This window comes from Clavibacter michiganensis (assembly GCF_021216655.1).
GTDB classification, from domain to species: domain Bacteria; phylum Actinomycetota; class Actinomycetes; order Actinomycetales; family Microbacteriaceae; genus Clavibacter; species Clavibacter michiganensis.
In genome coordinates this window covers 995,846-1,019,584 of sequence record NZ_CP080437.1, presented here as the reverse complement: position 1 = coordinate 1,019,584, position 23,739 = coordinate 995,846, and the positions used below count along the sequence as shown (strand labels likewise).

Genomic DNA, 23,739 nt, shown 5'->3' with positions numbered 1-23,739 from the left:
ATGGCCCGACACGAACCAGCTGTCCTGGTGCTCGAGGACGGACGGAGGTACGTCGGACGCGCGTACGGCGCCCGCGGCGTGACCCTCGGCGAGGCCGTCTTCGCGACCGGCATGACCGGCTACCAGGAGACGATCACGGACCCGTCCTACGCGGGCCAGATCGTGCTCCAGACGGCGCCGCACATCGGCAACACCGGCATGAACGACGACGACATGGAGTCCCGCCGCATCTGGGTCGCCGGGTACGTCGTCCGCGACCCCTCGCGCGTGGTCTCCAACTTCCGCGGGCAGCGGACGCTCGAGGGCGACCTCGTCGCCCAGGGTGTGGTCGGCATCTCCGGCATCGACACGCGCGCCGTCACCCGCCGGATCCGCGACGAGGGCGCCATGCGCGCCGGCGTCTTCTCCGGCGACGCCTTCGCGCTCGGCGACGAGGAGCAGCTCGCCCAGGTGCGCCAGGCGCCCGACATGGCGGGCCGCAACCTCTCCGCCGAGGTCTCCACCCAGGAGACGTACACGATCCCCGCGGTGGGGGAGCGCATCGGATCCGTCGCGGTGCTCGACCTCGGCATCAAGACCGCGACCGTGAAGCACCTCGCGGCCCGCGGCCTCGACGTGCACGTCGTGCCGCAGTCGATCACCACGGAGCAGCTCGCCGAGCTCGCGCCCACGGCGGTCTTCTACTCGAACGGCCCCGGCGACCCCGAGGCCTCGCAGTACCACGTCGAGCTCCTGCAGGACGTGCTCCGCAAGGGCATCCCGTTCTTCGGGATCTGCTTCGGCAACCAGCTCCTCGGCCGCGCCCTCGGGTTCGACACCTACAAGCTGCCGTTCGGCCACCGCGGGATCAACCAGCCCGTGCTCGACCGCCGCACCGGCCGCGTCGAGATCACGAGCCAGAACCACGGCTTCGCGGTCTCCGCGCCGCTCGACGGCCCCGTGGACAGCCCCGCCGGCTTCGGCCGCGCGGAGGTCAGCCACGTCTCGCTCAACGACCAGGTGGTGGAGGGGCTCAACTGCCTCGACATCCCCGCCTTCAGCGTGCAGTACCACCCGGAGGCGGCCGCGGGTCCCCACGACTCGTCCTACCTCTTCGACCGGTTCATCGAGCTGATCCACGACGCGTCGGGCACCGCCCCCGCCGCCGCGACCCCCCAGGAGACCGTGTAATGCCCAAGCGCGACGACATCAACAGCGTCCTCGTCATCGGCTCCGGGCCGATCGTCATCGGCCAGGCCGCCGAGTTCGACTACTCCGGCACGCAGGCCTGCCGCGTGCTCCGCGAGGAGGGCGTGCGCGTCATCCTCGTGAACTCCAACCCCGCCACGATCATGACCGACCCGGGCTTCGCCGACGCGACCTACATCGAGCCGATCACGAGCGAGGTGCTGGAGAAGATCATCATCAAGGAGCGTCCCGACGCGGTGCTCCCGACCCTCGGCGGCCAGACCGCGCTCAACGCGGCGATCCGCCTCGACGAGCTCGGCATCCTCGCCAAGCACGGGGTGGAGCTCATCGGCGCGAAGGTCGAGGCCATCCAGAAGGGCGAGGACCGCCAGCTCTTCAAGGACCTCGTCATCGAGTCCGGCGCCGACGTCGCCCGCTCGCACGTCGCGAAGACGCTCGAGCAGGCCGTCGAGTTCGCCGAGGACCTCGGCTACCCGCTCGTGATCCGCCCCTCCTTCACCATGGGCGGCCTCGGCTCCGGCTTCGCGCACACGCGCCAGGAGCTCGAGCGCATGGTCGCCGACGGCCTGCAGTCGAGCCCCACCACCGAGGTGCTCCTCGAGGAGTCGATCCTCGGCTGGAAGGAGTACGAGCTGGAGCTCATGCGCGACACGGCCGACAACACGGTCGTCGTCTGCTCCATCGAGAACGTCGACCCGGTCGGCGTGCACACGGGCGACTCGATCACGGTCGCGCCGGCGCTCACGCTGACCGACCGCGAGTACCAGCACATGCGCGACATCGGCATCGACATCATCCGCCGCGTGGGCGTCGACACGGGCGGCTGCAACATCCAGTTCGCGGTGGACCCCGCCGACGGCCGCCTCATCGTCATCGAGATGAACCCGCGCGTCTCCCGCTCGAGCGCCCTCGCGTCGAAGGCGACGGGCTTCCCGATCGCGAAGATCGCCGCGAAGCTCGCCATCGGCTACCGCCTCGACGAGATCCCCAACGACATCACGAAGGTCACGCCCGCGAGCTTCGAGCCCACGCTCGACTACGTGGTCGTGAAGGTGCCGCGCTTCGCGTTCGAGAAGTTCCCGGCCGCGGACGCCGAGCTCACCACGACCATGAAGTCGGTCGGCGAGGCAATGGCCATCGGCCGCAACTACTCCACCGCGCTGCAGAAGGCGCTGCGCTCGCTCGAGAAGCGCGGATCCTCCTTCCACTGGGGTCCCGAGAGCCGCTCGGTCGACGAGCTGCTCGAGACGAGCCGCACGCCCACCGACGGCCGCATCGTCACGGTGCAGCAGGCGCTCCGCGCGGGCGCGACGGCGGAGCAGGTCTTCGACGCCACCAAGATCGACCCGTGGTTCATCGACCAGATCGTGCTCATCAACGAGGTCGCCGACGCCGTGCGCGACGCCGACGAGCTCGACGCGGAGACGCTGCGCGAGGCGAAGGACCACGGCTTCTCGGACGCGCAGATCGCCGAGATCCGCGGCCTCGTCGAGCAGGAGGTGCGCGACGCGCGCCACGCGGCCGACATCCGCCCCGTCTACAAGACGGTCGACACGTGCGCGGGGGAGTTCCCGGCGCTCACGCCGTACCACTACTCCAGCTACGACTCCGAGACGGAGATCGTGCCGTCCGACCGTCGCAAGGTGATCATCCTGGGCTCGGGCCCGAACCGCATCGGCCAGGGCATCGAGTTCGACTACTCGTGCGTGCACGCGTCCTTCGCGTTGGCCGACGCCGGGTACGAGACCATCATGATCAACTGCAACCCGGAGACGGTCTCGACCGACTACGACACGAGCGACCGGCTCTACTTCGAGCCGCTCACGCTCGAGGACGTGCTCGAGATCGTGCACGTCGAGCAGCAGGCGGGCGAGCTCGTCGGCGTCGTCGTGCAGCTCGGCGGCCAGACCGCGCTCGGGCTCGCCAGGGGCCTCGAGGCCGCGGGCGTCCCGATCCTCGGCACGAGCCCGTCGGCCATCGACCTCGCGGAGGAACGGGGCCTGTTCTCCGGGATCCTCGACACCGCGGGCCTCGTGGCGCCGCGCAACGGCACGGCCGTCGCGATCGACGAGGCCGTGGTCGTCGCGGAGGGCATCGGCTACCCCGTGCTCGTCCGCCCGAGCTACGTGCTCGGCGGCCGGGGCATGGAGATCGTGTTCGACACCGCGACGCTGCACGACTACTTCCTGCGCATGGCCGACCACGGCATCATCGGCGAGGGGAAGCCCCTCCTCATCGACCGGTTCCTCGACGACGCGATCGAGATCGACATCGACGCGATCTACGACGGCACCGAGCTGTACGTGGGCGGCGTGATGGAGCACATCGAGGAGGCCGGGATCCACTCGGGCGACTCGAGCTGCACGCTCCCGCCCGTGACCCTCGGCCGCGGCCAGATCCAGCAGGTGGTCGACGCCACGCGCGCCATCGCCGAGGGCGTGGGCGTGCGCGGCCTCCTCAACGTGCAGTTCGCGATCGGTGCGGGCGTGCTCTACGTCCTCGAGGCGAACCCGCGCGCGAGCCGCACGGTGCCCTTCGTCTCGAAGGCGCTCGGCATCCCGCTCGCGAAGGCCGCGTCGCTCGTCATGGTGGGCACGTCGATCGCGGAGCTGAAGTCGTCCGGGCTCCTGCCCGAGCGCGACGGTTCCGACGTGCCGATGGACTCGCCCGTCGCCGTGAAGGAGGCCGTGCTGCCCTTCAAGCGGTTCCGCACGAAGGACGGCCTCATCGTCGACTCCGTGCTCGGCCCGGAGATGCGCTCCACGGGCGAGGTCATGGGCATCGACCGCGACTTCCCGCGCGCGTTCGCGAAGAGCCAGGAGGCGGCGTTCGGCGGCCTCCCGCTCTCGGGCACGGTGTTCGTCTCGGTCGCCGACCGCGACAAGCGCTCGATCGTGCTGCCGGTGCTCCGCCTCCAGCAGCTCGGCTTCGAGGTGCTCGCGACCGCGGGCACGGCGGAGATCCTCAGCCGCAACGGGATCCAGGCGCGCGTCGTGCGCAAGTACAGCGAGGAGCCCGCCGCGGGCGACTCGCCGTCGATCGTCGACCTGATCAACCGCGACGAGGTGGACGTCGTCATCAACACCCCGTCGGGCCGCACGGCGCGCGCGGACGGCTACGAGATCCGCGCGGCGGCCGTCGCGGCCGACAAGGCGCTGTTCACGACCATCGCGCAGCTCACGGCCGCGGTCGCGTCCTTCGACGCCATCCGCGCGGGCTTCGACGTGACGAGCCTGCAGGACTACGCGATCGCCCGCGAGGCCCGCAGGTGACGTCGGCGGACGGCGGGGCGGTTCCCGACGCCCCGTCGTTCGGCGCGCGGCTGGCCCGCACGTTCCGCGCGCACGGGCACCTCTGCGTGGGCATCGACCCGCACCGCTCGCTGCTCGACGCCTGGGGCCTCGCCGACGACGCGCGCGGCCTCGAGGAGTTCGGCCTCCGCGTCGTCGAGGCGACCGCGGGGCGAGCCGGCATCGTCAAGCCGCAGGTCGCGTTCTTCGAGCGCCACGGATCCGCGGGGTACGCCGCCCTCGAGCGCGTGCTCGCCGCGGCGCGCGACGCCGGCCTCCTCGTGATCGCGGACGCCAAGCGCGGCGACATCGGCTCCACGGTCGACGCGTACGGCGCCGCCTGGCTCGCACCCGACAGCCCGCTGCGCGCCGACGCCGTCACGCTCACGGCGTACACGGGCGTCGGATCCCTCGACGGCGTCCGCGCCGCGGCCGACGCGTGGGGAGCGGGCGTGTTCGTGCTCGCCGCGACCTCCAACCCGGAGGCGCGCGACCTCCAGCGCGCCGTGCTGCCGACCGCCGCCGGGTCCGCCGCCCGCACGGTCGCGCGCGGGATCCAGGACGCGGCCGTCGCCGCGAACGGCCCGCTCGACGACCCGACGGCCGATCCCGGGTCCTTCGGGCTCGTGGTCGGCGCGACCGTCGACGCCGCCGACGCCGGCCTCGACCTCGCGCGGCTCGTCCGCACCCCGATCCTCGCGCCCGGCTTCGGCCACCAGGGCGCGCTGCTCGGCGATGTCCGGAAGCTGTTCGGCCCGGCCGCCGGCGTTGTCATCGCGGCCGCGTCGCGGAGTATCCTCACGGCAGGGCCACGGCGTGTCGCGGAGGCCGTCACCGACCACGCCGGACGACTCGAAGAGGTGCTGCCATGAGGCCCGAACCACCCGAGGTCGACCGGGTCGCCGCATCCCAGGCCGCCGTCGCCGCGCGCCGCGCCCGGGCGCAGGTGAAGCACGACATCGTCACGGGGGAGCGCACGCCGCTCGGCGTCCTCGACGCGTCGGCGGACCCCGCCCACCGCGCCGAGGCCACGCTCCGGGTCACCGAGTTCCTCACGAGCATCCCGAACATCGGCCCCACCAAGCTCGAGCGGATCCTCGGCGACCTCGGCATCTCCACCGCCAAGCGCCTCGGCGGCCTCGGCGTGCACCAGCGCGTGCGCCTCACCCGGTTCCTCGAGGAGTGGCAGGCCGCGAAGCAGATCGTCGAGCCCAGCCGGCTCGTCGTCCTCGCGGGTCCCACCGCGGTGGGCAAGGGCACGGTCTCCACCTTCATCCGCGAGAACGAGCCCGACGTGCTGCTCTCCGTCTCCGCCACCACGCGCGCCCCGCGTCCCGGCGAGGTCGAGGGCGTCAACTACTACTTCGTCTCCGACGCCGAGTTCGACCGCATGGTCGACGAGCGCGAGCTCCTCGAGTGGGCCACGGTGCACAACGCGCACCGCTACGGCACGCCGCGCGCGCCCATCGACGCCGCGCTGGCCGAGGGCCGGAGCGTGCTGCTGGAGATCGACATCCAGGGCGCGCGCCAGGTGAAGGCCGCGATGCCCGAGGCGCGGCTCGTGTTCCTGCTGCCGCCCACCTGGGAGGAGCTCGTGCGCCGCCTGGTCGGTCGCGGCACCGAAGGGCCCGAGGAGCAGCAGCGCCGGCTCGACACCGCGAAGGTCGAGCTGGCCGCCCAGGACGAGTTCGACCATCTCGTCGTCAACCGCGATGTCGCGGAGGCGGCGCGCGAGGTCGTAGACTTGATGAGATCCAGGAAGGCCGTCGGTCCATGACGCGGACCAGTGCGGCCTTCTTCCATGCAATGAGGGAGCGGCACATCCATGGTTGACAAGACCCAGGGCATCATCGACCCGCCCATCGACGAGCTCCTCTCGAAGGTCGACTCGAAGTACGCGCTCGTGATCTTCGCCTCCAAGCGGGCCCGCCAGATCAACGACTACTACGCCGACCTGCACGAGGGCAGCCTGTTCGACAACGTCGGACCGCTCGTCGACAGCACCATCGACGACAAGCCCCTCTCGGTCGCCATGCACGAGATCAACGAGGACAAGCTCGTCGCCACGCCCATCGTGGAGCCCGCGGCCTCCTAGCCGCCCGCCGTCCCGGATGCCCCGCGCCGATCGCACGCCGCACGCCCTCCCCGCCCTCGGGCACCGGAGCGCCGCCTGGTGATGGTCGTCGTGGGGATCACGGGGGGCATCGCGGCCTACAAGGCCGTCGGCGTGGTCCGGGGGCTCGTGCTCCTCGGCCACGACGTGCACGTCGTGCCCACCGAGGCCGCGCTCCGCTTCGTCGGGAAGCCCACGCTCGAGGCCGTCAGCCGCAACCCGGTGACGAGCGATCTCTACGACGGGGTGTCCGAGGTCCGCCACGTGGCTCTCGGCCAGAAGGCCGACCTCATCGTCGTCGCCCCCGCCACGGCGCACACGCTCGCCACGATGGCCCTCGGCCTGTCGGACGACCTGCTCGGCACCACGATCCTCGCCAGCCGCGCGCCCCTCGTCGTCGCCCCCGCGATGCACACCGAGATGTGGCAGCACCCGGCGACCCAGGCCAACGCGGCCCTCCTGCGCTCCCGCGGCGCCACCCTCGTCGGCCCCACGTCGGGCCGGCTCACCGGCACGGACTCCGGGCCCGGCCGCATGGCCGAGGTGGAGGACGTGATCGCCGCCGCCCTCGCCGCCGTCCGCCCCGGCGGGCGCGACCTCGCGGGCCGGCGCGTCGTCGTCTCCGCGGGCGGGACGCGCGAGCCGCTGGATCCCGTGCGCTTCCTCGGCAACCGCTCCTCCGGCCGGCAGGGCGTGGCCCTCGCCGTCGCCGCGCGCGACCGCGGCGCCGACGTCGTGCTCGTCGCCGCGCACCTCGAGGTGCCCTCGCCCGCCGGCGTCCGCGTGGTCCCGGTCTCGACCGCGCTCGAGATGTCCGACGCGATGGCCAGCGAGGCGGACGACGCCGACGTGGTGATCATGGCGGCGGCCGTCGCCGACTACCGGCCCGTCGCCGTGTCCGCGGGCAAGATCAAGAAGGAGGAGGCGGGCGACGCGCTCTCCGTCGAGCTCGTGCGCAACCCCGACATCCTGCAGCGGCTCGCGTCCGACGCGGCCGTTCCGCGCGCGGACGGCACCCGCCGCCTGGTCGTGGGCTTCGCGGCGGAGACCGAGGAGGACCCGGCCGAGCTGCTGCGGATCGGCCGGGCGAAGCTCGCGCGGAAGGGCTGCGACCTGCTCGTCCTCAACAGGGTGGGGTGGGCCGAGGGCTTCGCCACGGAGGGCAACACGATCACGGTGCTCGGGAGGTCCGGCGATACACTTGCCGAGGCCTCCGGCTCCAAGGAGCAGGTCGCCCATCGAATTCTCGACGTAGTGGGCGCGCCGACGCCGCAGTAGCGAACGGCGCGCGACCACGCGATCCCCCTGGAGCGACCCGTGACCGACCTGCGCCTGTTCACCTCCGAGTCCGTCACCGAGGGCCACCCCGACAAGATCTGCGACCAGATCTCGGACAGCATCCTCGACGCGCTCCTCACGCAGGACCCGACGAGCCGCGCGGCCGTCGAGACGCTCGTGACCACGGGCCTCGTGCACGTCGCCGGCGAGGTCACCACGAGCGGCTACGTCGACATCCCGCAGATCGTGCGCGACCGCATCCGGGACATCGGCTACGACTCCTCCGAGGTCGGCTTCGACGGCAGCAACTGCGGCGTCACGGTGTCCATCGGCGCGCAGTCGCCCGACATCGCGCAGGGCGTCGACCGCTCGTACGAGTCGCGCTCGGGATCCGCGTCCACCGACGCGCACGACCTCCAGGGTGCCGGCGACCAGGGCCTCATGTTCGGCTACGCGTCGCGCGACACCCCCGTCTTCATGCCCCTGCCCATCTACCTCGCGCACCGCCTCGCCGAGCGCCTCGCGGCCGTCCGCCACTCGGGCGAGCTCGCGTACCTGCGGCCCGACGGCAAGACGCAGGTCACCATCGGCTACGAGGGGCTCGTGCCGCGCACGGTCGACACGGTCGTGCTCTCGACGCAGCACGGCCCGCAGGTCTCCCAGGAGGACCTCCGCCGCGAGGTCGAGGAGCACGTGATCCGCCCGGTGCTCGCCGCCGCGGCCGAGATCGGCATCGAGCTCGACTCGCGCGACGCGACGCTCCTCATCAACCCCACCGGCAAGTTCGAGATCGGCGGGCCGAAGGGCGACGCGGGGCTCACCGGACGCAAGATCATCGTCGACACGTACGGCGGGTTCAGCCGGCACGGCGGCGGCGCGTTCAGCGGCAAGGACCCGTCGAAGGTCGACCGCAGCGCCGCGTACGCCATGCGCTGGGTCGCCAAGAACGCGGTCGCCGCGGGCCTCGCCGACCGCCTCGAGGTGCAGGTCGCCTACGCCATCGGCAAGGCCGCGCCCGTGGGCCTCTACGTCGAGACCTTCGGCACGGCGCACGTGCCCGAGGAGCGCATCGTGCGCGCCATCCGCGAGACCTTCGACCTGCGTCCCGCCGCCATCGTCGAGCGGCTCGACCTGCTCCGTCCCATCTACGCGCAGACCGCCGCCTACGGCCACTTCGGTCGCGAGCTGCCGGACTTCACCTGGGAGGCGCTCGACCGTGTCGCCGACCTGCAGAGCGCCGCGGGCCTCTGACGCGCGCCGCCGCCCGGGTACCTGCATGACCGGGAGGGTCGGGTGACCGCGGGGGAGGCCGAGCGCGGATCCACGACGCCCGAAGCCGACGCGGGCATGCGCCCGCCCGTCGTGCGGGTGATGGTCGACTCGCCGCTGCCGCAGCTCGACCGGCTCTTCGACTACGCCGTGCCCGAGGCGCTCCGCGCGACGTGCGTGCCCGGCGTGCGCGTGCGCGTCCCGCTGCGCTCGGCGGGACGGGTCGCCGACGGCTACGTCGTCGAGATGGGTGACGGCCAGGGCTACGACGGCGCCCTCAGCGAGGTGGAGCAGGTCGTGTCGCCGCTGCCCGTGCTGCGCCCGGAGATCTGGGCGCTCGCGCGCGAGGTCGCCGACCGGCAGGCCGGGACCGCGTCCGACGTGATCCGCCTGGCCGTGCCGCCGCGCCAGGTGCGCGTGGAGAAGGCGCATCTCGCGGCCCTCGCGGACGCGGCGGCGGAGCCGGCATCGGAGGACGCGGATGGGGCGGCGCCGGTCGCGGACGCTGCCGCTGCCGTCGTCGTCGATCCCGCGGCTCCCGTCGTCGATGCCGCCGCGCTCCCGCCCATCGACGGCTACGCGCCCGACGGCCTCGCCGCGGCGGTCGACGGCGCAGGTCGGGTGGCCGTCGACGCGATCCCCGAGGTCGTCGAGCTGCCGGGCGGCGTCTGGGCCGGTCGCTGGGCCGTGACGCTCGCGCAGGCCGCCGCCCGCGTCCTCGCATCCGGCCGCAGCAGCGTCCTCGTCGTCCCCGACTACCGCGACCAGGACCAGCTGGAGGCCGCCCTCGCCGCCCACGCGCCCGCCGGTTCCGTGCTGCGCACCGACGCGCGCCAGTCCGGCCCCGACCGCTACCGCTCGTTCCTCGCGGGCCTCGGCGACGTGCCCCGCATCGTCGTCGGCAACCGCTCGGCCGTGTACGCGCCCGCGCCCCGCCTCGGCCTCGTCGCCATGTGGGACGAGGGGGACCCGCTGCACGCCGAGCCGCTCAGCCCCTATGCCCACGCGCGCGACGTCGCCCTCCTCCGCAGCCGTCAGCAGGGGACGGCGCTCGTGCTGCTCGCGCACTCGCGGAGCACCGAGGTCGAGCGGCTCGTCGCGATCGGCTACCTGGCGAGCGTCTCGCCCGCCGCCACCCGCACCCCGCGGGTCATCCCGACCACGTCGCAGACGGGCGACGAGGGCTTCGCCCGGCAGGCGCGGATCCCGTCGGGCGCCTGGCGCGCCGCCAAGGACGCCGTCGAGCACGGGCCGGTCCTCATCCAGGTCGCGCGCCCCGGATACGCGCCGCTCGTCGCGTGCCGCGCCTGCCGCCAGGCCGCCCGCTGCACCGTCTGCACGGGCCCGCTCGGCATGTCGACCGCCACGAGCACGCCCACGTGCGGTTGGTGCGGGCACCTCGCGGGCGACTGGCGCTGCGCCAACTGCGGATCCGACGAGCTGCGCCTCGTCACCATCGGCGCGGGCCGCACCGCGGCGGAGCTCGGCCGCGCGTTCCCCGGCGTGCAGGTGGTGCTGGCCGACGGCGAGCGCCACGTGCAGGAGGTCGACGCGGAGTCGCGGCTCGTCGTCGCCACGCGCGGGGCCGAGCCCGTCGCGGCCGGCGGCTACCGCGCGATCCTGCTGCTCGACGGCGAGCGGATGCTCGCCCGCGAGAGCCTCCGCGTGGGGGAGGACGTGCTCCGCCAGTGGTCGAACGCCGCCGCCCTCGCGGCTCCGCGCGCGCCCGTGATGCTCGTGGGCGTCGGCGGCCAGGTCGCGCGCGCGCTCGCCACCTGGCAGCAGCCGCGGTACGCCCGCGAGGAGCTGCTCGAGCGCCGCGCCCTGCGCTTCCCGCCCGCCGTGCGCGCCGCGAGCGTCGAGGGGCTGCCGGACGCGGTCGGCCAGGCGGTCGAGCGGCTCGACGGGATCGAGGGGGTCGACGTGCTCGGCCCGGTGCCCACCGAGCAGGGCCGGGTGCGCGCCATCGTCCGGCTCGACTACGCGAGCGGCCCGGACGCGGCGCGCGAGCTCCGTGCCGCCGTCGTGCGCAACGCCTCGAGCCGCCGCAAGCCCGTCGCGGGCCGCACCGGGTTCCGGCCCACCGTCCCGCTCCGTGTACGGTTCGACGACACGGGGCTGTTCTGATGCGCGTCCGTCGAGCCGGCCGCGCATCCGGCCCGACAGCTCGTCCCGCATCCACCGTTCGCCCCGCACGCCGTCCCCGGGAGGGAACCGCATGAGACTCGTCTTCGCCGGCACGCCCCGAGCGGCCGTGCCGTCGCTCGTCCGCCTCCACGCCTCGGGCCACGAGGTGGCGCTCGTCGTCACGCGGGCCGACGCGCCCACCGGCCGCAAGCGACAGCTGACGCCGTCGCCCGTCGCCCGGGAGGCCGAGGGGCTCGGCATCCCCACGCTCCGCACCAACCGGCTGGACGAGGAGGCGACCGCCCGCATCGCCGCGGTCGGGGCCGACCTCGGGGTGATCGTCGCCTACGGCGGCCTCGTGCGGGAGCCGCTGCTGTCCACGCCCGCGCGTGGCTGGATCAACCTGCACTTCTCGCTCCTGCCCCGGTGGCGGGGAGCGGCGCCCGTGCAGCGCTCGATCATGGCGGGCGAGACCGTCACGGGCGCCAGCGTCTTCCGACTGGAGCGGGGCATGGACACCGGTCCGGTGTTCGCCGTGGAGGAGCGGCCCACGGGCGCGCACGAGACCGCGGGGGACGTGCTCCACGCGCTCGCGATGCAGGGCGCCGACCTCCTCGTCCGCACGGTCGACGGGATCGCCGCGGGCAGCGCCGTCGCGCGTCCCCAGGAGGGCGAGCCCACGCTCGCGCCCAAGACGTCCATCGCCGACGGTCGCATCGACTGGGCGCGCCCGGCGGATGCCGTGCTCGCGCAGATCCGGGGCGTGACGCCGGAGCCCGGCGCGTTCACCTCCGTGGACGACGTGCGCGTCAAGGTCCACCGCGCCGCCGAGCTGCGCGACGCCGCCCCGCTCGACCCCGGGCGCATCGAGTCCGTCGGCGGTGCCGTGATGGTCGGCACCACCAGCCATCCCGTCGAGCTCATCCAGGTGCAGCCCGCGGGGAAGAAGCCCATGCCCGCCGCCGACTGGTGGCGCGGCGTCACGACGAGGGACATCACCGCACGATGAGCGACAGCACCGGATCCCCCGCCCGTCGACCGGAAGGCCGCCGCACGGGTGGCGCGCGCCGCCCCGCCGACCGCGGGTCCCGCCCCGCCGACGACCGGTCGGCGGTCGGCGGCCCGTCGTCCGTCAGCCCGGCCCGCCGCGTCGCCTACGAGGTCGTGAGCGCGGTCCGCGAGTCGGACGCGTACGCGAACCTGCTGCTGCCGGTCAGGATCCGCCGCGCCGCCCTCAGCGCGCAGGACGCCGCCCTCGCCACCGAGCTCGCGTACGGCACCCTGCGCATGTCCGGCTACTACGACCGCGTGATCGAGCTGGCGGCCGGCCGTCCCGTCACGGCGATCGACGCGCCGATCCTCGACGTCCTGCGCCTCTCGGTGCACCAGCTCCTCAGCATGCGCGTCGCGACGCACGCGGCCGTCAACGAGGGCGTCGACATGGCGCGCGCGGTCGGATCCCGCTCGGCCACGGGCTTCGTCAACGGAGTCCTCCGCACCATCACCCGCTCGGAGCCCGCCGAGTGGCGGCAGCGCGTGCTCGACAGCGCCGCGAGCGACGACGAGCGGCTCGCGCTCGAGCACTCCCACCCGCTGTGGGTGCTGCGCGCGCTCCGCCAGGCGCTCGCGCGCGAGGGCCGCGCCGACGAGCTCGAGGACCTCCTCCGGGCCGACAACGCGGCCCCCGCCGTCAGCCTCGTCGCGCTCCCGGGCCTCGCGACCGTCGAGGAGACGCAGGAGCAGCCGGCCGCCTTCTCGCCCGTCGGCGCCTACCTCGAGGGCGGTGACCCGATGGACGCGCCCGGCGTCGCCGAGGGCCGCGTCCGCGTGCAGGACGAGGGCTCCCAGCTCGCCGCGCTCGCGCTCAGCCGCGCCCGCGCCGTCACCCCGGGCGAGCGCTGGCTCGACCTCTGCGCGGGTCCCGGCGGCAAGGCCGCGCTGCTCGCCGCCGAGGCGGGCCGCTCCGGCGCCCTGCTCACCGCCAACGAGCTCGTCCCCGCGCGCGCCGGGCTCGTGCGCGACGCCCTCCGCGCCGTAGCCGGCGACACCGAGGTGTGGGAGCTCGACGGCACGACCGTGGGGGAGAGCCACCCGGGCGCGTTCGACCGGATCCTGCTCGACGCGCCCTGCAGCGGCCTCGGCGCCCTCCGCCGCCGGCCCGAGGCGCGCTGGCGGAAGACGCCGCGCGACGTCGCGGGCCTCGGCGCCCTGCAGACGGGGCTCATCGACTCGGCGATCGGCGCGCTCGCGCCCGGCGGGATCCTCGCCTACGTCACGTGCTCGCCGCACCTCGCCGAGACGCGCGCCATCGTGCAGGCCGCGCTCCAGCGCCACCCGGACGTGACCGCGCTCGACACGCGCGCGGTGCTGCAGGAGGTGGCCGACGGCGACCTCGAGCTGCCGGACGCCGACCCCGACGCTGGAGCACGCGGATCCAGCGTGCAGCTCTGGCCGCACCGGCACGGCACCGACGCCATGTTCATCGCCCTGCTGACCCGCCGGTAGGGTCGGGAGCATGCCCGTCCGCATCGAACCGAGCATCCTGTCCGCCGACTTCGCGAACCTGGAGCGCGAGATCCAGCGCCTCGCCACCGCCGACCTCGTGCACGTCGACATCATGGACAACCACTTCGTGCCGAACCTCACGTTCGGCCTCCCGATGGTGGAGCGCCTCCAGCAGGTGACCCCGGTCCCGCTCGACATCCACCTGATGATCGACGACGTCGACCGCTGGGCGCCGGGCTACGCGGAGGCGGGCGCCGCGAGCGTCACCTTCCATGCCGAGGCCACGCGCGAGCCCGTCGCGCTCGCCCGCCGGCTCCGGGAGATCGGCGCGCGCGCCGGCATCGCGCTGAAGCCCGGCACGCCCGTCGACGACTACCTCGAGCTCCTCCACGAGTTCGACCAGGTGCTCGTGATGACGGTCGAGCCCGGCTTCGGCGGCCAGTCCTTCATGCCCGAGACGATGCCCAAGCTCCGGGCCCTCCGCTCCCGCCTCCGCGAGTCCGGCCACGACGTGTGGCTCCAGGTCGACGGCGGCATCGACGTCGAGACCATCGGCCGCGCGGCCGAGGCCGGCGCGGACACGTTCGTCTCCGGATCCGGCGTCTTCCGTGGCGGCGACCCCGAGTCGGCCATCTCCGAGCTGCGCCGGGCCGCCGAGGCGCACATGCACGCGCACTGACGGAAGGCGCACGCGGATCTGCTTGACTGGATCCATGACCGACACCACCAAGCCCGAGGTCGAGCCCGTCGACGGCCCGGCCCCCGCAGAGCTGACCATCTCCGACATCACCGTGGGCGACGGCCCCGAGGCCCAGCCCGGCGACACGGTCGACGTGCACTACCTCGGCGTCGACTTCGAGTCCGGCGAGGAGTTCGACTCCTCCTGGAGCCGCGGCCAGTCCGTGCGCTTCCCCCTCCGCAGCCTCATCGCCGGCTGGCAGCAGGGCATCCCCGGCATGAAGGTCGGCGGACGCCGCCAGCTCGTCGTGCCGCCGGAGCTCGCCTACGGACCCGCGGGCGGCGGCCACCGCCTCTCCGGCCGCACGCTGATCTTCGTGATCGACCTGCAGGGCGTCGGCTAGCAGCACGACCAGCACCACCACCGGGAGGCCGGGAGCGCGTCGCTCCCGGCCTCCCGTCGTCGTGCCGGGGCCCCTCCGTGCGGCTGTACCCTGGAGCACGTGAAGACCTTCGATGACCTGTTCGGCGAGCTGACCCGCATCGCCGCCGAGCGGCCCGAGGGGTCCGGCACCGTCCGCGAGCTCGACGGCGGCGTGCACGCGATCGGCAAGAAGGTCGTCGAGGAGGCCGCCGAGGTCTGGATGGCGGCCGAGCACGAGTCCGACGACCGCGCCGCCGAGGAGATCTCGCAGCTGCTGTACCACGTGCAGGTCATGATGATCGCGCGCGGCCTCACCCTGGAGGACGTCGGCCGACATCTGTGACGTGTCCCGTCACCCGTGTCGTCCCCTCCATCGGAAGAAGTGATCCCCATGCTCCGTGTCGCCGTGCCCAACAAGGGCTCGCTCTCAGAGACCGCCGCCCAGATGCTCGCCGAGGCCGGGTACGCCGGCCGTCGTGACCCCAAGGAGCTCTACGTCCTCGACGCGCGCAACGACGTCGAGTTCTTCTACCTCCGCCCGCGCGACATCGCGACCTACGTCGGGTCCGGCGCGCTCGACGTCGGCATCACCGGCCGCGACCTCCTCATCGACTCCGCCTCGGACGCCTCCGAGACCGCGGAGCTGGGCTTCGCGGGATCCACGTTCCGCTTCGCCGGCCCCGTCGGCCGCTTCGCCGACCTGGCCGACCTCGCCGGGGTCCGCATCGCCACCAGCTACCCCGTGCTCGTCGGCGGCTTCCTCCGCGAGCACGGCGTCGAGGCGCAGCTCATCCGCCTCGACGGCGCCGTCGAGTCCGCCATCCAGCTGGGCGTCGCCGACGCCATCGCCGACGTGGTCGAGACCGGCACCACGCTGCGGAAGGCGGGGCTCGAGATCTTCGGCCCCGTGATCCTCCGCTCGACGGCCGTGCTCATCTCGGGCGCCGAGGAGAAGCCGGGCGCCGCCACGCTGCTCCGCCGCCTCGAGGGCGTGCTCGTCGCGCGCCGCTACGTGCTCATGGACTACGACGTGCCGCTGTCGCTCCTGGACGCCGCCACGGCCATCACGCCGGGCATCGAGTCGCCCACCATCTCGCCGCTGCAGGATCCCGCGTGGGTCGCCGTGCGCTCGATGGTGCCGCGCGACGACACGAACCAGATCATGGACCGCCTGCACGAGGTCGGCGCCCGCGCCATCCTGGTCAGCCCGATCCACGCAGCACGGATCTGACCGTGGCCGCATCCGCCGCGTCCGGCCCGTCCGCGCAGCTCGCCGTCCGCGTCATCCCCTGCCTCGACGTGGCCGCGGGTCGCGTCGTCAAGGGCGTCAACTTCCTCGACCTGCAGGACGCGGGCGATCCCGTCGAGCTCGCGCGCCTCTACTACGAGCAGGGCGCCGACGAGCTCACGTTCCTCGACGTCACCGCCACGGTCGAGGACCGGTCGACGATGTACGACGTCGTGAGCGCCACCGCCGAGCAGGTCTTCATCCCGCTGACGGTCGGCGGGGGAGTGCGCAGCGCCGACGACGTGGCGCGCCTCCTCGCGAGCGGCGCCGACAAGATCGGCGTCAACAGCGCGGCCATCGCACGCCCCGACCTCGTGGGCGAGATCGCCGACCGCTTCGGCGCGCAGGTGTGCGTGCTCTCGCTCGACATCACGCGCGGCGACACGGAGTCCGGCTTCGTCGTCACGACGCACGGCGGCCGCACGCGCACGACGATCGACGCCGTCGCCTGGGCCCGCGAGGCCGTCGAGCGCGGCGCGGGCGAGCTGCTCGTGAACTCCATCAACGCCGACGGCACGCGCGACGGCTTCGACCTCGAGCTCGTGGCCGCCATGCGCGCCGCGAGCCGCGTGCCCGTCATCGCCTCCGGCGGCGCGGGCGAGCTCGACCACTTCGCGCCCGCGATCGAGGCCGGCGCCGACGCCGTGCTCGCCGCGAGCGTCTTCCACTCCCGCCGGTTCACGATCGGCGACGTCAAGGGCGCCCTCGCGGACGCCGGTCAGGTGGTCCGACGATGAGCGCACCCGCGCCTGTCCCCGACGTGGACGGCGTCCTCGCGCGCGCGTCCTTCGCCGACGACGGGCTGCTGCCCGCGGTGATCCAGCAGCACGACACGCGCGAGGTGCTCATGCTCGGCTACATGGACCGCGAGGCCCTCCGCCGCACGCTCACCACCGGCCGCGTCACCTTCTGGTCCCGGTCCCGCCGCGAGTACTGGCGGAAGGGCGACACCTCCGGGCACGGCCAGTACGTGCGCGACGCGGCCCTCGACTGCGACGGCGACACGGTCCTCATCCAGGTCGACCAGGTAGGAGTGGCCTGCCACACCGGCACGCGCACCTGCTTCGACGCCGACCACCTCCACCCCGTCACGGGCGCGCGCCCCGCCGCCGACGAAGGGCCCACCCCATGAGCGAGTCCCCGCGCCCCGCCGCGCCGTCCGTCCCCGCACCCGGCACCACCACGAGGGAGGCATTCCGCGCCCTCGCGGCCGACCACCGCGTGATCCCCGTGCTCCGCGAGGTCTTCGCCGACGGCGAGACGCCCGTGGGCGTGCACCGCAAGCTCACGGCGGGTCGCCCGGGCAGCTTCCTGCTCGAGTCGGCCGGCCAGGGCGGCATCTGGACCCGCTTCTCGTTCGTCGGCGTCTCGTCCTTCGGCGTGCTGACCCAGCAGGGCGACGAGGCCCGCTGGCTCGACTACGGCATGGACGCGCGCCGCGCCCTCGGCGACGACGCGCCCGACGGCCCGCTCGCCGCCCTCGCCGCGCTCTACGCCCGCTGGGAGACGCCGCGGATCCCGGGCCTGCCGCCCCTCACCGGCGGCCTCGTCGGCTTCATCGGCTGGGAGGCCGTGCGCCAGATCGAGCGACTGCCCGACCGCCCGCCGGCCGAGGTGCCCGTGCCGGGCCAGGCGCTCAGCTTCGTCTCGGAGCTCGCGGTGCTCGACCATCGCCGCGGCACCGTCACGCTCGTCGCGACCGCGCTCAACGACGGCGTCGACGACGAGGACGCCATGTGGACCGACGCGCAGGCGCGCCTCGACCGCTTGCAGGCCGACCTCGCGCGCCCGTCGGAGACGTTCCTCGCCGAGGTCGACCTCCAGGCCCGGCCGTCGGCGACGCTCCGGACCGAGCCCGCCGACTTCCACGCGGCGATCGCGCGCAGCAAGCACCACATCCACGAGGGCGACGTCTTCCAGGTCGTCATCTCGCAGCGCTTCGACCAGCCGACCACGGCCGACCCGATCGACGTCTACCGCATCCTGCGCGTGCTCAACCCGAGCCCGTACATGTACCTCCTCACGCTCGAGGACGCGGACGGGAAGCCGTACTCGATCGTCGGGTCCTCGCCCGAGGCGCTCGTCACGGTCACCGACGACCACGTCTACATGCACCCCATCGCGGGATCCCGCCCGCGCGGCGCGACCGTGGAGGAGGACGTCGCCCACGAGGAGTCGCTGCTCGCCGACCCGAAGGAGCGCGCCGAGCACCTCATGCTGGTGGACCTCGCGCGCAACGACATGCTGAAGGCGTGCGCCCCGGGATCCGTCGAGGTCACCGAGTTCATGCGCGTCGAGCGGTTCAGCCACATCATGCACCTGGTCAGCTCGGTCGAGGGCACGCTCCGGCCCGGCGTCTCGAGCATCGACGTCTTCCGCGCCACGTTCCCGGCCGGCACGCTCTCGGGCGCGCCCAAGCCGCGCGCGCTGCAGATCATCGACGAGCTGGAGCCCGCCCAGCGCGGCGTGTACGGGGGAGTGGTGGGCTACTTCGACTTCGCGGGCGACGCCGACCTCGCCATCGCGATCCGCACCGCCACCATCGTCGACGGCATCGCGCACGTCCAGGCCGGCGGCGGCATGGTCGCCGACTCCGACCCGGACGCGGAGTACCTCGAGTCGCAGAACAAGGCCGCGGCTCCGCTGCGCGCCGTGGCCGTCGCCGAAGCCATGCGGCGCGTGCGCTGATGCGCGTCACCCGCCGCACGAAGTCCCTCGCCCTCCTGCTCGTCCTCGCCACGAGCGCCGCCACGTTCCTCGGCTGGTCGCAGGACTGGTCGACGCTCCGCATCGGCGGCCAGGCGCCGACGCTCGTGCCCGTCGCGGGCAGCGTCGCCGCCCCCGCGCTCAGCGCCCTCGCGCTGTCCAGCCTCGCCCTCGCCGGCGCGCTCGCCATCGCGGGCCGCGTGCTCCGCGTGGTGCTCGGGATCCTGCAGGCGCTCATCGGCGCGACGGTGGCGCTCACGGCGTTCGCCGCGACCGCGGGGCCCGTCCAGGCGGGCGAGGCCGCGGTGACGACCGTCACCGGCGTCGCGGGCTCATCGGCCGTGGCGGAGCTCGTCGACGGGTGGACCACGACCCCCTGGGGTCCGGTCACGCTGGTCGCGGGCATCGCGTCGGCGCTGACGGGCCTCTTCGTCGCGGTCACCGGACCGCGCTGGCCCACCCGCCGGTCCCGGTACGACGCGCCCGACCAGTCGCCCGCCCGGCGGATCGTCCCGCGCGAGGATCCCGTGGCCGCGTGGGACAGCCTGAGCGGCGGCGCGGATCCCACCCGCCGCGAGTCCGGCGACCCCGACGACGCCCCGACCGACGGAACCTCGTGAGGGTCGGCTGACGGCCCCGTCCGACCCTCCCCAAGCCGACGGCCGCCCGGACGCCGCCGGGTAGACTCGATCCGTCCCCATCGCACGATCCCCGAGGAGCACGCATGTCCACAGAGTCCGCAGAACCCGGCCACGGCAACTCGCCGGCGGCCTGGACGGCCGTCGTCATCATGCTCGTCGCGTTCACCGTCGGCACCATCGCCTTCTGGTTCGCCATCGAGCCCGTCGTGTGGGCCTCGGCCGTCCTCGCGATCCTCGGCTGGATCACCGGCGGCGTCATGAAGAAGCTGGGCTTCGGCGTCGACGGGCACCGCACGGTCTCCACCCACTCGAAGGCGCACTCGTAGTGCTGGGCGACCTCCTCGCCGGTGCCCTCGAGGACGCGGCCGCCCGCCGCGAGACCCGTCCGCTCGCCCAGGTCGAGGCCGAGGCGCTCGCGCGTCCCGCCGCCCTCGACGCGGTCGGCGCCCTCGCGCCCGCCGACCGCGTGAAGATCATCGCCGAGGTCAAGCGCTCGAGCCCCTCGCGCGGCGCCCTCGCCGAGATCCCGGATCCCGCGCTCCTCGCGTCCCGTTACGAGACCGGCGGCGCCAGCGCCATCAGCGTCCTCACCGAGGGCCGCAAGTTCCGCGGATCCCTCCAGGACCTCGAGCAGGTGCGCGACACCGTCTCCATCCCGGTGCTCCGCAAGGACTTCATCGGCGAGCCGTACCAGGTGCTCGAGGCCCGCGCGTCCGGCGCCGACCTCGTCCTCCTCATCGTCGCCGCGCTCGACCAGAAGACGCTCGTCGAGCTGCACGCGCTGGTGGGCGAGCTCGGCATGACCGCGCTCGTCGAGACCCACTCCGCGGAGGAGGTGTCCCGCGCGCTCGACCTCGGCGCGCAGGTCGTCGGCGTCAACGCGCGCAACCTGACCACGTTCGAGCTCGACCGCGACCTGTTCGGCCGCCTGGCCGACTCCATCCCCGCGGGCGTCGTCCGCATCGCCGAGTCCGCGGTGAAGACCACGGACGACGTGGCGCACTACCGCCGCTCGGGCGCCGACGTCGTGCTGGTGGGCGAGGCGCTCGTCACGGGCGATCCCGTCCGCACGCTCTCCGAGTTCCTGGACATCCGGGCATGACGGACCTGCGCAGCGCGACCGGCCCGTACTTCGGCGACTTCGGCGGGCGCTACGTCCCCGAGTCCCTCGTCGCCGCCCTCGACGAGCTGGCGGAGGCGTGGGAGGAGCTCAAGGTCGATCCCGCGTTCATCGAGGAGCTGAAGGAGCTGCACCGCAGCTACACCGGACGCCCGTCGCTCATCACGGAGGTGCCGCGGTTCGCCGAGCACGCCGGCGGGGCCCGCATCATCCTCAAGCGCGAGGACCTGAACCACACCGGCTCGCACAAGATCAACAACGTGCTGGGCCAGGCGCTGCTCACGAAGAAGATCGGCAAGAAGCGCATCATCGCGGAGACGGGAGCGGGCCAGCACGGCGTCGCGACCGCCACCGCGGCCGCGCTCTTCGGCCTCGACTGCGTCATCTACATGGGCGAGGTCGACACCGAGCGCCAGGCGCTGAACGTGGCGCGGATGCGCCTGCTCGGCGCCGAGGTCATCCCGGTCCGCTCGGGCTCGCGCACCCTCAAGGACGCCATCAACGACGCCATGCGCGACTGGGTGACCAACGTCGAGACCACGAACTACGTCTTCGGCACGGTCGCGGGCCCGCACCCGTTCCCGGCGATGGTCCGCGACCTGCAGAAGGTCATCGGCGAGGAGGCCCGCGAGCAGGTCCTCGCGCTCACCGGCCGGCTGCCCGACGCGGTCGCCGCGTGCGTGGGCGGCGGATCCAACGCCATCGGCATCTTCCACGCCTTCCTCGACGACGCCGACGTGGCGCTCTACGGCTTCGAGGCCGGCGGCGACGGGGCGGACACCCCGCGCACGGCCGCCACCATCACCAAGGGCCGCCCCGGCATGCTGCACGGCGCGCGCAGCTACCTCCTGCAGGACGAGGACGGCCAGACCATCGACTCGCACTCGATCTCCGCGGGCCTCGACTACCCGGGCGTCGGCCCGGAGCACTCCTGGCTGTCGGACCTCGGCCGCGCGTCCTACCGACCCGTCACGGACGACCAGGCCATGAGCGCGCTGCGCCTGCTCAGCCGCACCGAGGGCATCATCCCCGCCATCGAGTCCGCGCACGCCCTCGCAGGCGCGCTCGAGCTCGGCAAGGAGCTCGGCCCGGACTCGATCATCCTGATCAACCTCAGCGGCCGCGGCGACAAGGACATGGAGACCGCGGGCAAGTACTTCGACCTCATCGACGCAGGGGCGGAGCAGTCGTGACCGCTCACGCCGCACCGCCCGCCGTCAGTCCCGTCGAGCGGGCCATCGCGGTCCGCCGCGAGCAGGGATCGGGCGCCCTCGTCGGGTACCTCCCCGTCGGCTTCCCCGACCTCGCCACGAGCATCGAGGCCGCCGTCGCGCTCGTCGAGAACGGCGTCGACGTCATCGAGCTCGGCCTGCCGTACAGCGACCCCGTGATGGACGGCCCGGTCATCCAGCGCGCGACCCAGACGGCGCTCGCGCAGGGCTTCCGCCTCCGCGACGGCTTCGACGCGCTGCACGCGATCACCCAGCGCGTCGACGCGCCCGTGCTCCTCATGACCTACTGGAACCCCGTCGTGCAGTACGGCGTCGAGCGCTTCGCGGACGACATCGTCGCCGCGGGCGGCGCCGGCCTCATCACGCCCGACCTCATCCCGGACGAGGGCGCCGACTGGCTGGCCGCGTCCGAGCGCACGGGCCTCGACCGCGTGTTCCTCGCGGCCCCGTCGTCCAGCGAGGCGCGCCTGCGCCAGGCGGTCGAGCGCAGCCGCGGGTTCGTCTACGCGGTCTCGACCATGGGCATAACGGGCGCGCGCCAGGACGTCGACCAGGCCGCCCGCGGACTCGTCTCGCGCCTGCGCGACGCCGGCTCCACGAGCGCGTGCGTCGGCATCGGCATCTCCACCGGCGACCAGGTGCGCGAGGTGCTCGACTACGCCGACGGCGCCATCGTCGGATCCGCCCTCGTCGCGGCCCTCGCCGACGGCGGCGTGCCCGGCGTCGCCCGCGCCGCGGCCGATCTCGCGCGGGGAACCGCGCTACAGTAGCCCCCGGCCCGCGGTCCCGCCGCGCCCGCCGACCCCCCTGCGAAAGTGAGCGCCATCCGTTGTTCGACCCGATGAGCATCCCCAGCCCGGATCCGTCCGACACCCGGTTCGACGTCACGGCGTGGCTCCAGGGCTTCGGCATCGACCTGCCGCTCACCTTCGTCATCCACGCGTACGCCGTGTGCATCCTCGTCGGCATCCTCATCGCCGCGTTCCTCACCAACCGCCGCCTCGTGGCGCGGGGCGTGGAGTCGGGCACGGTCATCGACTTCACCCTGTGCGCGCTCGTCCTCGGCATCGTCGGCGCCCGCGCGTTCCACGTGCTCACCCACCCCGGCGACTACTTCTACGACGGTGCGGACCTGTGGCGCGTGCTCTACGTGTGGGAGGGCGGCATCGCCATCTTCGGCGCCCTCATCGGCGGTGCCGTGGGCGTGTGGCTCGGCTCCAAGTGGACGGGCGTCCGCTTCTGGACCTTCGCCGACGCGCTCGCCCCCGGCCTCCTCCTCGCGCAGGCGGCGGGCCGCATGGGCAACTACTTCAACCAGGAGCTGTTCGGCACGCCGACCACGCTGCCGTGGGGCCTCCAGGTCGACCCGACCAACGCCGCGTTCCCGGCCGGGCTGCCCGCGGGCACGCTCTTCCACCCCACGTTCCTCTACGAGATCGTGTGGAACGTCGCCGGCGCCCTCGTCATCATGGCGCTGGGTCGCGCCGTCCGCCTGCAGTGGGGTCGCGGGCTCGCCGTCTACCTCATGTGGTACGGCCTCGGGCGCATGGTCTTCGAGTCGATCCGCATCGACCCCAGCGAGATCTTCTTCGGCATCCGCACCAACGTCTGGGCTGCCTTCTTCGCGGTGGCCCTCGGCCTCGTGCTCTTCATCGTGCAGACCCGTCGTCACGTCGGCAGCGAGCCGAGCCCGTACCTGCCGGGCCGCACCCCGGAGGACGTAAGCGCCCGCGCGAAGGCGGGGCGCGACGGCGAGGTAGCATCGGTGTACACGGATTCGGATTTCGCCGACGTCGACGACGATCGGGCATCCACCGGTTCGGACTCCCACGCTCTCCCCGCCACAAGCGGACGCGGCGCCTAGTCCCCAGCGCGGGCAC

Annotated in this window: 23 protein-coding genes; all 23 read left to right on the top strand. The window is 73.6% G+C overall.

What is annotated here, in order from left to right:
• The 23 genes from carA (at window position 1) to lgt (ending at window position 23,723) form a co-directional block, all read left to right on the top strand.
• Window positions 1–1,170 carry a glutamine-hydrolyzing carbamoyl-phosphate synthase small subunit gene (carA, locus tag K0V08_RS04700; RefSeq protein WP_172405438.1) on the top strand — a complete coding sequence of 390 codons (1,170 nt, stop codon included), beginning with the start codon at window positions 1–3 and terminating at the stop codon, window positions 1,168–1,170.
• A complete protein-coding gene (gene carB / locus K0V08_RS04695) occupies window positions 1,170–4,460 on the top strand; it encodes a carbamoyl-phosphate synthase large subunit (protein WP_079533332.1) in 3,291 nt (1,096 codons plus the stop codon). The genes carA and carB overlap by 1 nt, the downstream gene beginning before the upstream one ends.
• Window positions 4,457–5,350 carry an orotidine-5'-phosphate decarboxylase gene (gene pyrF / locus K0V08_RS04690; protein ID WP_172403979.1) on the top strand — a complete coding sequence of 298 codons (894 nt, stop codon included), beginning with the start codon at window positions 4,457–4,459 and terminating at the stop codon, window positions 5,348–5,350. Before carB ends, pyrF begins: the two co-directional genes overlap by 4 nt.
• On the top strand, window positions 5,347–6,255 hold the full coding sequence (gene gmk / locus K0V08_RS04685; protein WP_079533330.1) for a guanylate kinase: 909 nt from the start codon (window positions 5,347–5,349) through the stop codon (window positions 6,253–6,255). The genes pyrF and gmk overlap by 4 nt, the downstream gene beginning before the upstream one ends.
• A 48-nt stretch (window positions 6,256–6,303) precedes the next feature.
• Entirely contained in the window at window positions 6,304–6,573 is a 270-nt protein-coding gene (gene rpoZ / locus K0V08_RS04680; protein WP_012038467.1) for a DNA-directed RNA polymerase subunit omega, read from the top strand.
• Between the two features lie 81 nt (window positions 6,574–6,654).
• Window positions 6,655–7,869: a bifunctional phosphopantothenoylcysteine decarboxylase/phosphopantothenate--cysteine ligase CoaBC gene (gene coaBC, locus K0V08_RS04675; protein WP_128516985.1), complete on the top strand. Its 1,215-nt coding sequence runs from the start codon at window positions 6,655–6,657 to the stop codon at window positions 7,867–7,869.
• 39 nt (window positions 7,870–7,908) lie between these two features.
• Window positions 7,909–9,120, top strand: a complete 1,212-nt coding sequence (gene metK, locus K0V08_RS04670) for a methionine adenosyltransferase (protein WP_012038465.1) — start codon at window positions 7,909–7,911, stop codon at window positions 9,118–9,120.
• A gap of 96 nt (window positions 9,121–9,216) precedes the next feature.
• Window positions 9,217–11,265 (top strand): primosomal protein N', encoded by a 2,049-nt coding sequence (locus tag K0V08_RS04665; RefSeq protein ID WP_174240232.1) that lies wholly within the window; start codon window positions 9,217–9,219, stop codon window positions 11,263–11,265.
• Between the two features lie 91 nt (window positions 11,266–11,356).
• Window positions 11,357–12,274, top strand: a complete 918-nt coding sequence (fmt, locus tag K0V08_RS04660) for a methionyl-tRNA formyltransferase (protein ID WP_079533324.1) — start codon at window positions 11,357–11,359, stop codon at window positions 12,272–12,274.
• Window positions 12,271–13,770 (top strand): RsmB/NOP family class I SAM-dependent RNA methyltransferase, encoded by a 1,500-nt coding sequence (locus K0V08_RS04655; RefSeq protein ID WP_079533321.1) that lies wholly within the window; start codon window positions 12,271–12,273, stop codon window positions 13,768–13,770. The genes fmt and K0V08_RS04655 overlap by 4 nt, the downstream gene beginning before the upstream one ends.
• 10 nt (window positions 13,771–13,780) lie before the next feature.
• Window positions 13,781–14,449, top strand: coding sequence for a ribulose-phosphate 3-epimerase (gene rpe, locus K0V08_RS04650; protein ID WP_012038461.1), 669 nt, complete (start codon window positions 13,781–13,783; stop codon window positions 14,447–14,449).
• A 34-nt stretch (window positions 14,450–14,483) separates the two neighbouring features.
• A complete protein-coding gene (locus K0V08_RS04645) occupies window positions 14,484–14,852 on the top strand; it encodes an FKBP-type peptidyl-prolyl cis-trans isomerase (RefSeq protein WP_012038460.1) in 369 nt (122 codons plus the stop codon).
• Between the two features lie 99 nt (window positions 14,853–14,951).
• Window positions 14,952–15,215 carry a phosphoribosyl-ATP diphosphatase gene (locus tag K0V08_RS04640; RefSeq protein ID WP_012038459.1) on the top strand — a complete coding sequence of 88 codons (264 nt, stop codon included), beginning with the start codon at window positions 14,952–14,954 and terminating at the stop codon, window positions 15,213–15,215.
• A 48-nt stretch (window positions 15,216–15,263) separates the two neighbouring features.
• Window positions 15,264–16,103, top strand: a complete 840-nt coding sequence (hisG, locus tag K0V08_RS04635; protein WP_079533769.1) for an ATP phosphoribosyltransferase — start codon at window positions 15,264–15,266, stop codon at window positions 16,101–16,103.
• Between the two features lie 2 nt (window positions 16,104–16,105).
• Complete coding sequence (hisF, locus tag K0V08_RS04630) at window positions 16,106–16,897, top strand: imidazole glycerol phosphate synthase subunit HisF (RefSeq protein WP_079533318.1); 792 nt, start codon at window positions 16,106–16,108, stop codon at window positions 16,895–16,897.
• A complete protein-coding gene (gene hisI, locus K0V08_RS04625) occupies window positions 16,894–17,292 on the top strand; it encodes a phosphoribosyl-AMP cyclohydrolase (RefSeq protein ID WP_012038456.1) in 399 nt (132 codons plus the stop codon). Before hisF ends, hisI begins: the two co-directional genes overlap by 4 nt.
• On the top strand, window positions 17,289–18,848 hold the full coding sequence (locus K0V08_RS04620) for an anthranilate synthase component I (protein ID WP_079533316.1): 1,560 nt from the start codon (window positions 17,289–17,291) through the stop codon (window positions 18,846–18,848). The genes hisI and K0V08_RS04620 overlap by 4 nt, the downstream gene beginning before the upstream one ends.
• Window positions 18,848–19,486 (top strand): Trp biosynthesis-associated membrane protein, encoded by a 639-nt coding sequence (locus K0V08_RS04615; protein WP_079533313.1) that lies wholly within the window; start codon window positions 18,848–18,850, stop codon window positions 19,484–19,486. Before K0V08_RS04620 ends, K0V08_RS04615 begins: the two co-directional genes overlap by 1 nt.
• Before the next feature lie 104 nt (window positions 19,487–19,590).
• Window positions 19,591–19,833 (top strand): DUF6704 family protein, encoded by a 243-nt coding sequence (locus K0V08_RS04610; protein WP_079533310.1) that lies wholly within the window; start codon window positions 19,591–19,593, stop codon window positions 19,831–19,833.
• Window positions 19,833–20,609 (top strand): indole-3-glycerol phosphate synthase TrpC, encoded by a 777-nt coding sequence (gene trpC, locus K0V08_RS04605; RefSeq protein ID WP_079533308.1) that lies wholly within the window; start codon window positions 19,833–19,835, stop codon window positions 20,607–20,609. Before K0V08_RS04610 ends, trpC begins: the two co-directional genes overlap by 1 nt.
• Window positions 20,606–21,820, top strand: a complete 1,215-nt coding sequence (trpB, locus tag K0V08_RS04600; RefSeq protein ID WP_012038451.1) for a tryptophan synthase subunit beta — start codon at window positions 20,606–20,608, stop codon at window positions 21,818–21,820. The genes trpC and trpB overlap by 4 nt, the downstream gene beginning before the upstream one ends.
• Window positions 21,817–22,629 carry a tryptophan synthase subunit alpha gene (gene trpA / locus K0V08_RS04595; protein ID WP_079533305.1) on the top strand — a complete coding sequence of 271 codons (813 nt, stop codon included), beginning with the start codon at window positions 21,817–21,819 and terminating at the stop codon, window positions 22,627–22,629. Before trpB ends, trpA begins: the two co-directional genes overlap by 4 nt.
• 71 nt (window positions 22,630–22,700) lie before the next feature.
• Window positions 22,701–23,723: a prolipoprotein diacylglyceryl transferase gene (gene lgt, locus K0V08_RS04590; RefSeq protein WP_012038449.1), complete on the top strand. Its 1,023-nt coding sequence runs from the start codon at window positions 22,701–22,703 to the stop codon at window positions 23,721–23,723.
• Window positions 23,724–23,739: the final 16 nt, after the last annotated feature.